At 71.9% G+C, this 12,203-nt stretch carries 12 protein-coding genes; 11 read left to right on the top strand and 1 reads right to left on the bottom strand.

Annotation, left to right across the window (positions count from 1 at the left end):
* The first annotated feature begins 30 nt into the window (after nt 1–30).
* The 4 genes from alaS to LQF12_RS08385 are packed head-to-tail and all read left to right on the top strand — an operon-like array spanning nt 31 to nt 5,282.
* Nucleotides 31–2,730, top strand: a complete 2,700-nt coding sequence (alaS, locus tag LQF12_RS08400; RefSeq protein WP_231052496.1) for an alanine--tRNA ligase — start codon at nt 31–33, stop codon at nt 2,728–2,730.
* Nucleotides 2,727–3,272 (top strand): Holliday junction resolvase RuvX, encoded by a 546-nt coding sequence (gene ruvX, locus LQF12_RS08395; RefSeq protein WP_354004664.1) that lies wholly within the window; start codon nt 2,727–2,729, stop codon nt 3,270–3,272. Before alaS ends, ruvX begins: the two co-directional genes overlap by 4 nt.
* Complete coding sequence (mltG, locus tag LQF12_RS08390; protein WP_231052495.1) at nt 3,269–4,414, top strand: endolytic transglycosylase MltG; 1,146 nt, start codon at nt 3,269–3,271, stop codon at nt 4,412–4,414. Before ruvX ends, mltG begins: the two co-directional genes overlap by 4 nt.
* Entirely contained in the window at nt 4,407–5,282 is an 876-nt protein-coding gene (locus LQF12_RS08385) for a shikimate dehydrogenase (protein ID WP_231052494.1), read from the top strand. The genes mltG and LQF12_RS08385 overlap by 8 nt, the downstream gene beginning before the upstream one ends.
* Here LQF12_RS08385 and LQF12_RS08380 read toward each other — a convergent pair.
* The gene (locus tag LQF12_RS08380; RefSeq protein WP_231052493.1) at nt 5,265–6,923 is read right to left on the bottom strand and encodes an HNH endonuclease signature motif containing protein; all 1,659 of its coding nucleotides are present in this window, start codon (nt 6,921–6,923) and stop codon (nt 5,265–5,267) included. The genes LQF12_RS08385 and LQF12_RS08380 overlap by 18 nt on opposite strands.
* A gap of 128 nt (nt 6,924–7,051) precedes the next feature.
* On the opposite strand from LQF12_RS08380, the gene LQF12_RS08375 reads away from it, so the two are divergent.
* The 7 genes from LQF12_RS08375 (at nt 7,052) to LQF12_RS08345 (ending at nt 12,149) form a co-directional block, all read left to right on the top strand.
* A complete protein-coding gene (locus LQF12_RS08375; protein WP_231052492.1) occupies nt 7,052–7,741 on the top strand; it encodes a prepilin peptidase in 690 nt (229 codons plus the stop codon).
* 61 nt (nt 7,742–7,802) lie between these two features.
* Nucleotides 7,803–9,020, top strand: a complete 1,218-nt coding sequence (aroC, locus tag LQF12_RS08370; RefSeq protein WP_231052491.1) for a chorismate synthase — start codon at nt 7,803–7,805, stop codon at nt 9,018–9,020.
* Nucleotides 9,017–9,529 (top strand): shikimate kinase, encoded by a 513-nt coding sequence (locus LQF12_RS08365; RefSeq protein ID WP_231052490.1) that lies wholly within the window; start codon nt 9,017–9,019, stop codon nt 9,527–9,529. Before aroC ends, LQF12_RS08365 begins: the two co-directional genes overlap by 4 nt.
* Nucleotides 9,526–10,608, top strand: a complete 1,083-nt coding sequence (gene aroB / locus LQF12_RS08360) for a 3-dehydroquinate synthase (protein ID WP_231052489.1) — start codon at nt 9,526–9,528, stop codon at nt 10,606–10,608. Before LQF12_RS08365 ends, aroB begins: the two co-directional genes overlap by 4 nt.
* 5 nt (nt 10,609–10,613) lie before the next feature.
* Nucleotides 10,614–11,054, top strand: coding sequence for a type II 3-dehydroquinate dehydratase (locus LQF12_RS08355; RefSeq protein WP_231052488.1), 441 nt, complete (start codon nt 10,614–10,616; stop codon nt 11,052–11,054).
* A gap of 67 nt (nt 11,055–11,121) precedes the next feature.
* Nucleotides 11,122–11,745 carry a hypothetical protein gene (locus LQF12_RS08350; RefSeq protein ID WP_231052487.1) on the top strand — a complete coding sequence of 208 codons (624 nt, stop codon included), beginning with the start codon at nt 11,122–11,124 and terminating at the stop codon, nt 11,743–11,745.
* Complete coding sequence (locus tag LQF12_RS08345) at nt 11,742–12,149, top strand: hypothetical protein (RefSeq protein WP_231052486.1); 408 nt, start codon at nt 11,742–11,744, stop codon at nt 12,147–12,149. The genes LQF12_RS08350 and LQF12_RS08345 overlap by 4 nt, the downstream gene beginning before the upstream one ends.
* Nucleotides 12,150–12,203: the final 54 nt, after the last annotated feature.

Below are 12,203 nucleotides of genomic sequence, written 5' to 3'. Positions count from 1 at the left end.
GGGCGCCCCGACGCGACCGAACGAGAATCCATGCGTACCGCCGAGATCCGTAGCCGCTGGCTGTCCTACTTCGCCGACCGCGGTCACACCGTGGTGCCGAGCGCTCCGCTCGTCTCCCCGGACCCCTCCATCCTGTTCACGATCGCCGGGATGGTGCCGTTCATCCCCTACATCGTCGGCACCGAGAAGGCGCCCTACCCGCGTGCGGTGAGTGTGCAGAAGTGCATCCGCACCAACGACATCGAGAACGTCGGCGCCACCACCCGGCACGGCACGTTCTTCCAGATGTGCGGCAACTTCTCCTTCGGTGACTACTTCAAGACCGAGTCCATCGGCTTCTCGTGGGACCTGCTGACCAGTGGCCAGGATGCCGGTGGCTTCGGCCTCGACGGTGACCGGATCTGGGTGACGATCTGGAACGAGGACGACGAGGCCGAACGTGCGCTGCGCGAGATCGGCGTCGATGCCCGGCACATCGTCAAGCTGCCGCGGCAGGAGAACTTCTGGGACACCGGCCAGCCCGGCCCGGCCGGCCCCTGCGCGGAGTTCCACTACGACCGCGGGCCGCAGTACGGGCCGGAGGCCGAGGGCGGCACCATCGATCCTGGCGGGGACCGGTACCTGGAGATCTACAACAACGTCTTCGACCAGTTCGTCCGCGGCCCGGGCACCGGCAAGGACTACGAGCTGCTCGGGGAGCTGGAGAACAAGTCGATCGACACCGGGCTCGGGCTCGAGCGCCTCGCCTTCGTGCTGCAGGGCCGCGAGAACCTGTACGAGATCGACCAGACGTTCCCGCTGATCCGCACGGTCGAGGAGCTCTCCGGGGCCGAGTACCTGCTGGGCCGCAACTCACCGGAGCCGGACCAGGTGCGGATGCGCGTGGTGGCCGATCACGTGCGCTCGGCGCTGATGCTCATCGGTGACGGCGTGCGCCCCGGCAACGACGGCCGCGGCTACGTGCTGCGCCGCCTGATCCGCCGAGCGGTGCGCTCGGTGAAGCTCCTCGGCGTGGACGAGCCGGCGCTGCCGGCCCTGATGCCGGTGGCCAAGGACGCGATGGCCGAGTCCTATCCCGAGCTCGAGGCGCAGTTCGACACCATCAGCCAGGTGGCCTACGAGGAGGAGGAGGCGTTCCGCCGCACCCTCGCCTCGGGCACCACGATCCTCGACACCGCGGTGCGCAAGGCCAAGGCTGCCGGCGCCGGAGCTCGGGTGCAGTTGCCCGGCACCGACGCGTTCGCGTTGCACGACACCTACGGCTTCCCCATCGACCTGACCCTGGAGATGGCGGCCGAACAGGGCGTGGAGGTCGACGAGGCGGGCTTCCGCTCGCTGATGTCGGAGCAGCGCCAGCGGGCGCGCGCCGATGCGCTGGCCAAGAAGACCGGTCACGTGGACTCCTCGGTCTATCAGTCGTTCCGAGCCGCGCTCGGTGGTCCGAGCACGTTCCTGGGCTACACCGACCACGCCGCGCAGGGACGGGTCGTGGGACTCGTGGTGGACGGCAGTGCCTCGCCCGTGGCGACGGCACCGGCGGACGTCGAGGTGATCCTCGACCAGACCCCGTTCTACGCCGAGGCCGGTGGGCAGCTGGCCGACCAGGGCACGATCACCCTCGCCGGTGGCGGTGTGGTGGACGTGGCCGACGTGCAGTCGCCGCTCAAGGGCCTGCACGTGCACCGCGGCACTCTCACCGAGGGCACCATCGCGGTGGACGAACAGGCGGTCGCCACGATCGACAGCGACCGCCGCCGCTCGATCGCCCGCGCGCACACGGCCACCCACATGGTGCACAAGGCGCTGCACGAGTTCCTCGGTGAACAGGCCACGCAGGCCGGATCGGAGAACGCGCCCTCGCGGCTGCGTTTCGACTTCCGGCACGGCTCATCCGTGCCGACCTCGGTGATCTCCGAGATCGACCAGCGCGTGAACGAGCGCCTGGCCGACAATCTCGAGGTCACCGACGCCACGATGAGCCTGGACGAGGCACGGGCGCAGGGCGCGATGGCGCTGTTCGGGGAGAAGTACGGCGATCGCGTGCGCGTGGTCTCCATCGGTGGCGACTGGTCCAAGGAGCTGTGTGCCGGCACGCACGTGCAGCGCTCCGGCGACCTCGGGCTGGTGACCGTCCTCGGTGAGTCCTCCATCGGGTCCGGCGTGCGGCGCATCGACGCCCTCGTCGGGCAGGGCGCCTACGACAACCAGGCCAAGGCGCACGCGCTCGTGGGGCAGATCTCCCAGCTCGTCGGAGCGCGGGCCGAGGAGCTACCCGAGCGGATCTCCGGGGTCCTGGGGCGCCTGAAGGATGCCGAGAAGGAGCTGGCCACGCTCCGGCAGGGGCAGCTGCTCACCCGGGCGGGGGAGCTGGCCGGGTCGGCGATCGAGCACGGGGGAGTGCGCACCGTCACCGCCACCCTCGGTGAGCTCACCTCCGCCGACGACGTCCGCTCACTCGTGCTCGACGTGCGTGACCGCCTGGGCTCGAGTTCCCCGAGCGTCGTGGCCCTGGGTGCCGTGGTCAAGGACCGTCCGGTGGTCGTGGTGGCCACCAACGACGGCGCCCGTTCCGCCGGCGCGAAGGCCGGTGCGCTGGTGCGCACGGCGGCCACCCGTCTGGGCGGCGGCGGTGGTGGCAAGGACGACATCGCACAGGGGGGCGGTACGGACGCCGGGGCCCTCGAGGAGGCGCTGCGGGCCGTGGCCGCGGACCTGGACGCCTTGTCGTGACCGACAGTCTGCGGACGGGTGTGCGCCTCGCGATCGATGTGGGCTCGGTCCGCATCGGTGTCGCGCGGTGCGACCCGCACGGCATCCTGTCCTCGCCGGTGCGCACGGTCGCCCGTTCGGCGCAGGAGGACGGTGTGCGCGAACTCACGGCGCTCGTCGCCGAGTACGAGCCGATCGAGGTGGTCGTCGGGCTGCCCCGGAGCCTCGACGGCGGGGAGGGTCCCGCAGCACGCAGCGTTCGGGCGTATTGTGTAGCACTGGTCCGGGCGATCCGCCCGATTCCGGTTCGTCTGGTCGACGAACGACTGACCACGGTGACCGCCCATCAGGTGTTGCACCAGGCCGGTCGTAAGTCCAAGCGGCACCGCGAGGTGGTCGATCAGGTGGCGGCTGTCACGATCCTGGAGGCCGCCCTCGACGCCGAACGACGTCAGGGCCGGCCGCCGGGGGAGATCGTCCCGGACCCGGACCCCGACCATGGCGCTCCGCGCGGAGCGGCACCGGACGCAGACCTGGACGCACCGACTCAGGAGGGCACGTGACCGACCTGTTCAATCAGGGCTCCGGCAGTGCTGACGATGCCCGCGAGCAGCGCACTGCTGAGCGTCGTCGTCGCGCCCGCAAGCACGCGCAGCGCCGCCGCAACATCATCTCTTTCGTGGTCATGGTGGTGGCGCTGGCGCTGCTGGTGGGCGGAGGCTGGGTGCTGGTGCGCCCGCTGCTCAGCAGCGACGAGCAGCCCACCGCCGAGGTGACCGACTACCCGGGCCCGGGCTCCGGCGAGGTCGAGGTGGTCATCGAGGAAGGCTCCAGTGGCAGCGACATGGCCACCGCACTGGTCGAGGCGGACGTGGTCGCCACCCGGACGGCGTTCATCAGCGCATTCAACGCCAATCCGGATGCGGCCGGAATCCAGCCCGGTACCCATGTCCTCATGCAGGAGATGTCGGCCGATGACGCGGTGGCGCTGATGGCGGACGGCACGACGCTGGCCGACACCCGGTTGACCATCCCGGAACAATGGCGTGCCAGTCAGATCTACGAGCGGATCGCACAGCGTCTTGAGGTCGACGTCAGTGAGGTCGAGTCTGCTGCAGACGACGTTGCCGCGGACTATCTCCCGGACGTGGCCGGCGACGAGATGGAAGGCTGGCTCGCCGCGAGCACCTACAACGTGCATCCGGACGACACGGCGACGGACGTGCTGCAGGCAATGATCGATCGAACCGTCGAGATGCTGGACTCGCTGGAGGTCCCGCCGGAGCAGCGCGAGGAAGTTCTTATCAAGGCTTCGATCGTGGAGGCCGAGGTCATCCTGGATGATGAGCGTGCGAACGTAGCGCTCGTGATCGAGAACCGCCTCGAGGGTTGCAGCGGAGATGGCCGCCTGGGCATGGACTCGACAGTTGCCTACGGTTTGGGCATCACGTTGGGAGAGGCCCTCACGCAGGAACGGCTTCGAGAAGACACGGCATACAACACGCGACTGAACCCGGGGCTTCCGCCTGGCCCGATCAATTCACCCAGCCAGCAATCGATCGAAGCAGTTCTCGAGCCGGCTGAAGGACAGCTGTGCTACTTCGTCAGCGATCTCGAAACCGGCGAGTCGCTGTTCGCGGAGACGCTCGAGGAGCACAACGAGAACCGGGCAATCATCAATGAGCGCACCAGTGGCGATGGCTGACCACCGGCAGGACGAATCCGCTCGTGTGCGCCGCGCCGCCGTTCTCGGGCACCCCGTCGCCCACTCGCGCTCACCTGTGCTGCACACGGCCGCCTATGAGGCCCTCGGTCTGACGGAGTGGGAGTACCAGCTCCACGACGTCGATGAGCACCAGCTCGCCGACTTCGTAGCCGGGCTCGATGACTCCTGGGCGGGCCTGTCCCTGACGATGCCGCTCAAGCACGAGGCACTGCGGCTGGCCGACCACGCCGACGGGCTCGCCAAGGTGGTCGGTGCGGCGAACACGCTGCTGCGCCAGCCCGGCGGGCTGCTGGTCGCGGCCAACACCGACGTGCACGGTCTGGTCGCCTCCCTGCGCGAGGTGGCTCCCGCGGGCTGGCAGCCCCGGTCCGCCGTGATCGTCGGTGGGGGAGCCACGGCGGCTTCCGCACTGGCCGCGGTCGGCGAGCTCGGCGTTCATCACCCCGTGGTCATCGCCCGCTCGCTCGCCCGGGTGGGCACGGTGCGGCGCGCGGCGGCGAAGACCGGTCTCGAACCGGAGTACGTGGCGCTGGACCGGCCCGAGACACCTGGGCTCATGCGCGCCGCCGACGTCGTGATCCTGACGTTGCCGCAGCATGCAGCCGACCCTCTCGCCGACTGGTTCTCCGACGCGAGTCTCTCGCCCTCACAGGTGATGCTCGACGCGGTCTACGCCGGCTGGCCGACCGCCGCTGCGCAGGCGTGGGAGCAGGCGGGCGGCACCATCGCCAGTGGCTTCCTGATGCTGTTGCACCAGGCCTGCGAGCAGGTGCGGCTGATGACCGGTCACGAGCCACCCGTCGAGGCCATGCGGGAGGCTCTGACCGCCTCACTGGCCCGCGCTTGACCACCCGGGCGCGACCTCCTCACGCAGCCCGGCACTGAGCGCGGTGAAGTCGCTGCGCTCGGGCACCCGTACGTAGACGTGGCCCGTGCGGGTGCGCCACGTCGTCACCCCGGTCCACGCGTCACGTTCTACCGAGAAGGCGCGCTCGGTCTTGCCTTGATGGTGGTGGCGGCAGAGGGTCTGCAGATTCGTCTCCACCGTCTGCGCCCACGGCGGCAGGGCGGGGTCGAACGGGGTGATGTGGTCGATCTGGCACCGCCACGCCGGCACGAGGCATCCCGGGAAGCAACAGGTCCGGTCGCGATCGAGGATCAGCGCACGCAGGCGCCGTGACGGGACGTAGGAGTCCGTGCACGCCAGTCCGAGCTCGGCACCCATCACCACCACCGGATCCGTGGCACCACTCCCACGACCCGGAGGGCTCGGCCCAACGCGAGGGACTCCAGCAGCCGCAGCGTCTGGTGACTGTGCCACCCCGCCGGGCGGCCGGCGTTGCATCCAGGCCACCGTGGCCGCCGGCTCGCTCCCGTCCGGCAGGCCGGGCGGCCGCCGGGGCGGGAGCACCTCCCGCATCGGATCCAGGAGCTCCTCGAGAGTGGGGGCCGATCCCTGCGGCCGGCCGCGATCTCGCACATCGACCTCGACCGTGCCCCCACCGGCCAATCGGCGCGCGGAGCCAGCCGAGATCGGCCCGTACCCGTGCAGCATCGCCGGCGTCTCGTCGTCCGCGGCCAGGACCGGCACGGTCGCGCTGATCTGGATCACCGGACGGCGACCGTGACGCTCGCCGAGCACGTGCCCGCCGGGGGTGTGTCCCGTGACCAGGATCTCTTGGAAGATCTGCACGAACACATCAGCACGTCGCTGATCCAGGGTGCGCTCGTCCTCGGCAGTGGTGTCCGCGGCGAGGGTGTCGACGCAGGTATAGGCGGCGAGCGCCTCCGCGGCCGGAACGTAGGCACCGACCCAGGCCATCTCGTGCCGGGCGGGCTCGAGCACCACCCGTCGTCGGGCGCGTTCCTTCTCGCTCTCGCGCTGCGCACCGGCGGGGTCGACGGCCAGGACGGCCACCTCGAGCTCCCGGCGCAGCTGCGGGGGTGTGTGGTCCTGCCCGTAGGCAGCACCGTGCTCCTGCACCCGGAGCGCCGCTGTCGGCTCCATCCCCTCGGTCGCCTCGGCGATGAGGTCCACCTTGCGGGCCGTGAGCAGACCCTCGCGGAACGTCTCGGCGACGGCGGGTGCCTCGGCCAGTGCTGCCGCCCGCCCCACCAGGGTCTCGGCCGCGTGCCCGGTCGAGGCCAGCCGGAGCGCGATCTCGTCCCTCGTCCGGGTCGCCCCGCGGGATCCGATCCGCCGCTCCATCAGCTCGGCCACGAACGCGGCCTGCAACGCACCTGCGCGGTTCACGATCCGTTCCGCCGCAGCGATCAGCTCGACCAACAGGCCCTCGTCCGGAGTTCGCAGCCCGTCGACCTCGGCCTCCAGCACGCTCAGCAGATCCGCACCCGCGGGAGCCTCGGCCACCACCTCCGCGGCCTGGGAGCACGAGGCGTCGAAGGACCACCCCGGCGTCACCCGATCCACCACGCGCGCCGCCTCCACCCGGTCACGGAGGGTGGCGGAGGAGCGGTTCTCGGACATGACTGCAGTACATCAGCGAGCACCGACATCGAACGACTGTGGCATGTCCGAACGTGTGAAGGACGACGTCGTCCACAGGTCGCGCGGTACCCGCACGGCCGGTCCACCGCGGCTGCCATCATGAGCAGATGTGGGGATCACTGCTGGGGGCACTGCTGCTGGGGGTCGCCGCCTGGGCGAGTACACCCGTCGTGCTTCGCCACGCCAGCAGCCGAACCAGCCGAACCAGCCGAACCGGCACAGCATCCTCCGCACCGCCGACGACCTCGCCGTGGGTGCGCCGGCGCGCCCACGTCCCGCTCGCCGCCGTGGCCGGTGCCGGCGTGATGGCCCTGCCGGCCGGTCCGGTCCTGACCGCCACGCTCGCGGTCGCCGCGCTCGGACTGGCGCTGCTGGTCACCGTCGATCTCGCGGTGCACCGCCTGCCCGACCGGCTGGTCGCAGCGCTGGCCGTCGTCGTCCTGGCGGGACTGCTCGCGGCCACGCTGCTGGGGGAGGGGACGTGGAGCGACCTGGGCCGGGCCGCCGGTGCCGGTGTCGCGGTCGGCGCCGGCTTCCTCGTGCTGTGCCTGCTCACTCCCTCCGGCCTCGGGCTCGGGGACGTCAAGCTGGCCGGCGTGCTGGCCCTCCCGCTGGGGTGGTTCTCCTGGTCGGCCGTGCTCGCCGGTCTCGTCCTGTCCTTCGTCACCGGTGGCCTCGTGGCCCTGGCGCTCCTGCTGGCGCGACGGGCCGACCGGCGTACCCCGATCGCTTTCGGACCCTTCCTCGGCCTCGGCGCCGCCCTCGCCGTCGCGGCCGCCGCGATGGCCCCCGCCTGAGGCCCGCTCGCCTCCCGGACGTGCCCGCAGGGGCAGCGGGCAACCGTGGGAGGATGTCGCCATGCTCCGATGGTTGACCGCAGGCGAGTCGCACGGCCCCGCAGTGCTGGGGATCCTGGAAGGGGTCCCCGCCGGTGTCGAGATCACCACCGACGACGTGGCCGCAGCCCTGACGCGCCGCCGCCTGGGCTACGGGCGCGGCGCCCGGATGAAGTTCGAGCAGGACGCCGTCCGGATCCTCGGCGGGGTACGGCACGGGCGCACCATGGGAGGCCCGGTCGCGATCGAGATCGGCAACTCCGAGTGGCCGAAGTGGGAACAGGTCATGTCCGCCGACCCGGTGGACTCCTCCGTGCTCGACGTCGACGCCGGCACCGGGGACGCCCGCGAGCAGGCGCGCAACAAGCCGCTCACCCGCCCGCGGCCCGGTCACGCCGACCTGACCGGGATGGCCAAGTACCACCTCGACGACGCCCGCCCGGTGCTCGAGCGGGCATCCGCGCGCGAGACCGCCACCCGTGTCGCCCTCGGTCGCGTCGCCGCCGCCCTGCTGGAGCAGGCCGCCGGCATCCGGCTCGTCTCGCACGTGGTCCAGACCGGCCCGGTGGGCGTGCCCGAGGACGCGCCGCTCCCCGGACCCGGCGACGTCGCCGCCCTCGACGAGGACCCGGTGCGCTGCTTCGACCCCGACAGCTCCGCCCGCATGGTTGCCGAGATCGATGACGCCAAGAAGTCCGGGGACACCCTCGGCGGGGTGGTCGAGGTGCTCGCCTACGGCGTGCCGGCGGGGGTCGGCAGCTATGTCCACTCCGACCGGCGCCTCGACGCCCGCCTCGCCGGCGCCCTGATGAGCATCCAGGCGATCAAGGGCGTCGAGGTCGGCGACGGCTTCCGCACCGCCGCCCGGCGCGGCTCGGTCGCCCACGACGAGATCGTCCGCGACCCCGGCGGTCACCTCACCCGGGCGACGAACCGGGCCGGTGGCGTCGAGGGCGGGATGAGCAACGGGCAGGTGCTGCGGGTACGGGCCGCCCTCAAGCCCATCTCCACGGTGCCGCGGGCCCTGGCCACGATCGACGTCACCACCGGGGAGGCGGCCACCGCCCTGCATCAGCGCTCCGACGTCTGCGCCATCGCGCCGGCTGCCGTGGTGGCCGAGGCGATGGTGGCCCTGGTGGTGGCCGAGACGCTGCTGGAGAAGTTCGGCGGGGACTCGATCTCGGAGACCGCGCGCAACGTGCGCACGTACCTGGACTCGATCCCGGAGCACATGCGATGACCGCGGCCCATCCTCGCCTCGTCCTCATCGGGCCGCCCGGGGCCGGCAAGTCCACCGCCGGCCATCTCCTCGCCGAGGCGCTGGGTGTCACCTTCCGCGACACCGACTCCGACGTCGAGACCGCCGAGGGCCGGGCGATCTCCGACATCTTCGTCGACGATGGCGAACCCTACTTCCGGCAGGCCGAGCGCACCGCCGTGCAGCGCGCACTGGCCGAGCACGACGGCGTCCTCGCCCTGGGTGGGGGAGCGATCCTCGACCCCGACACCCAGGCCGACCTGGCCGGGCACACCGTGGTCTTCCTCTCCGTCGGACTGGCCGACGCCGCCGGCCGGGTCGGGCTGACGACGAGCCGCCCGTTGCTGCTGGGCAGCCCGCGACGCCAGTGGCAGGCGCTGATGGACGCACGGCGCGGGATCTACGAAGGGCTCGCGACCGTCGTCGTGCGCACCGACGGACTCACGCCGGAGCAGGTGCGCGACACCGTGCTCGCGCAGGTGCCCGCATGAGGGAGCCGGTGACCGTGCCGGTGCGGGCCGAGCACGACTACGACGTGCTGATCGGCTCGGACCTGCTCGACCGGCTGCCCGCCCTGGTGGGTGAGGGCGTCGCCCGCGTCTTCCTCATGCACGCCCCCGCGTTGCGGGAGCAGGCCGCTGCGGTGGCCGGGCGGCTCCGCGCCGCCGGCTACCAGGTGCACCCCCACGAGCTTCCCGACGCCGAGCAGGCCAAGACGATCGAGACCGCCGCGGGCTGCTGGGCCGCACTCGGCCAGGCCGCCTTCACCCGCACCGATGTGGTGATCGGGCTCGGTGGCGGTGCCACCACCGACCTGGCCGGTTTCGTCGCCGCCGCCTGGCTACGCGGGGTGCGGGTGATCCAGCTCCCGACGACGGTGCTCGCCATGGTCGATGCGGCGGTGGGCGGGAAGACGGGCGTCAACACCGCCGAGGGCAAGAACCTCGTCGGGGCCTTCCACTCACCGAGCGCCGTGGTGTGTGATCTGGACTGGCTGGTCACGCTCCCGCCGGCGGACCTGCGGGCGGGGATGGCCGAGGTGGTCAAGTGTGGCTTCATCGCCGACCCCCGGATCCTCGAGCTGGTCGAGTCCGACCCGGCCGCGGCCATGGCGCCGCAGGGCCCGGTGCTGGCCGAGCTGATCCGCCGCGCCGTGCAGGTCAAGGCCGACGTCGTCTCCGCCGACCTGAAGGAGTCCTCCCTCCGGGAGATCCTCAACTACGGTCACACCTTCGCCCACGCGATCGAGCACCACGAGCAGTACCGCTGGCGCCACGGCGAGGCGGTCGCCGTCGGGATGGTGTTCGTGGCCGAGCTGGCCCACGCGGCCGGACTGATCGACGCCGCCCTGCTGCGCCGCCACCGCGACGTGCTGGCCGCCCTGGAGCTGCCGACCCGGTACCGGCCGGGGGTGTGGGACGAGCTGCGGGAGGCGATGGGCCGGGACAAGAAGACCCGCGGGGCGACGCTACGCTTCGTCGTGCTGGAGGGCCTGGCCCGACCGACCCGGCTGGCGGGGCCCGATCCCGCGCTGCTCGCCGCCGCCTACACCGCCGTCACGGGGGAGTGAACGACATGTCTGCAGTCCTGGTGCTCAACGGACCCAACCTCGGCCGCCTGGGCAGCCGGGAACCGGACGTGTACGGCCACCTGGACCATCCCGGCCTGGCCGAGCGGGTGCTCGGGTGGGCCGCCGAGCTCGGGTTCGAGGCCGAGGTGCGCCAGACCGACGACGAGGCCGAGCTGATGGCCTGGCTGCACGAGGCGGTCGACACCGGCCGGGACGTGGTGCTCAACCCCGCCGCCTTCACGCATTACTCCTATGCACTGCGCGATGCCGCCGCGCAGGTGACCACCGGGGGCCTGCGCCTGATCGAGGTGCATCTGAGCAACCCGGCCGCACGGGAGCGGTTCCGCCACACCAGCGTGATCGCCGGGGTGGCCACGGGAACCGTCGCAGGATTCGGCGTCGAGTCCTACCGGCTCGCGCTGCAGGGGTTGCTTCATCAAGCCTGAGGGCTTGCTCCTCACGTATCAAGCCTAGGGGCTTGATAGTGCGACATCAAGGCTCTACCCTTGATCTATGTTCGTCGTGACCGCCGACCAGAACGCCTCCCGCCGGCACCGGGACCTGGTGCCCGAGACCCTCGACCACCTGCACCGGCTGCACGGCCGGGATCCCGCCGTCGCGCTCGCCTTCGAGCGGACGGTGGGCGATGAGATCCAGGGTGTCCTCACCACCGCAGCCGGCACGCTGCGCGCGGTGCTCGCGCTGCACCGCCGCCACGAGTGGAGCGTCGGTGTCGGCGTGGGCGCTGTCGACCTGCCCCTGGCCGAGAGCGCCCGCGCCTCGTCCGGAGCGGCGTTCCTGCATGCCCGCGAGGCGGTCGAGCGGGCCCGCGGACGCACGGTACCCGTTCCCATGGCCGTCACCGCCGGTCAGGCCGCCGGGGCTGCCGAGGCCGAGGCGCTGCTGCAGCTGGTGGCCGGCGTCGTACGCCGGCGCACCGACGCGGGCTGGGAGGCGATCGACCTGATCGAGACCACCGGCTGCACCGCACGCGAGGCGGCCACCGCCCTGGGCGTGTCCCCCCAGGCGGTCAGCGCGCGGCTACGCGCCGCGATGTGGGACGAGGAGCGCGGCGTGCACCCGCTCGCGGAGCGCCTGCTGGCGTCCCTGGACGAGACGGGCAGGATGGACTCATGACTGTCGGCGACATCCTGATCACCGCGGCGATCTCCTGCCTCGCCCTCGGCGTCTCGGCCGGCGCCGGCGCACCGCTCACCGGCTGGTTGCTCGCGCGCTTCGCCCGCCGGACGCCGGCGCCCGAGGAGACCGCTGCGTCGTCCCCGGAGCAGCCCGCCGAAGAGGTGCTGCGCGGTGGCTGGTGGATCGGTGTGCTCGAGCGGTTCGCCATCACCGGCTGCATCCTGGTGGGCTACCCGGCCGGCATCGCCGTCGTCGTCGCCGTCAAGGGGCTGGGGCGGTTCCGCGCGCTCGAGGGGCACGCGGGGATCTCCGAGCGTTTCCTCGTCGGGACGCTGACCTCCTACGTGTGGGCGGCCCTGGCCGGCCTCGGCGGGCTGGCTCTGTTCGCGCTGCTCGGGTGAGCCCGGGCCGGGGCGCGGCGTGAGGGCCCGGCACGTTACCCTGAGTGCCGCACC

This window comes from Ruania suaedae, assembly GCF_021049265.1.
In the GTDB taxonomy this organism is placed as follows: Bacteria; Actinomycetota; Actinomycetes; order Actinomycetales; family Beutenbergiaceae; genus Ruania; species Ruania suaedae.
The sequence above is the reverse complement of the archived record's forward strand: the minus strand, read 5'-3'. Positions and strand labels throughout refer to the sequence as shown.

What these genes read in the sequence shown, in the direction of transcription:
- alaS (WP_231052496.1), top strand. Translation starts at nt 31, where the DNA reads ATGCGTACCGCCGAGATCCGTAGCCGCTGGCTGTCCTACTTCGCCGAC.
- LQF12_RS08385 (WP_231052494.1), top strand. Translation starts at nt 4,407, where the DNA reads ATGGCTGACCACCGGCAGGACGAATCCGCTCGTGTGCGCCGCGCCGCC.
- LQF12_RS08365 (WP_231052490.1), top strand. Translation starts at nt 9,017, where the DNA reads ATGACCGCGGCCCATCCTCGCCTCGTCCTCATCGGGCCGCCCGGGGCC.
- LQF12_RS08350 (WP_231052487.1), top strand. Translation starts at nt 11,122, where the DNA reads ATGTTCGTCGTGACCGCCGACCAGAACGCCTCCCGCCGGCACCGGGAC.
- LQF12_RS08355 (WP_231052488.1), top strand. Translation starts at nt 10,614, where the DNA reads ATGTCTGCAGTCCTGGTGCTCAACGGACCCAACCTCGGCCGCCTGGGC.
- LQF12_RS08380 (WP_231052493.1), bottom strand. Translation starts at nt 6,923, where the DNA reads ATGTCCGAGAACCGCTCCTCCGCCACCCTCCGTGACCGGGTGGAGGCG.
- aroC (WP_231052491.1), top strand. Translation starts at nt 7,803, where the DNA reads ATGCTCCGATGGTTGACCGCAGGCGAGTCGCACGGCCCCGCAGTGCTG.
- LQF12_RS08375 (WP_231052492.1), top strand. Translation starts at nt 7,052, where the DNA reads ATGTGGGGATCACTGCTGGGGGCACTGCTGCTGGGGGTCGCCGCCTGG.
- aroB (WP_231052489.1), top strand. Translation starts at nt 9,526, where the DNA reads ATGAGGGAGCCGGTGACCGTGCCGGTGCGGGCCGAGCACGACTACGAC.
- LQF12_RS08345 (WP_231052486.1), top strand. Translation starts at nt 11,742, where the DNA reads ATGACTGTCGGCGACATCCTGATCACCGCGGCGATCTCCTGCCTCGCC.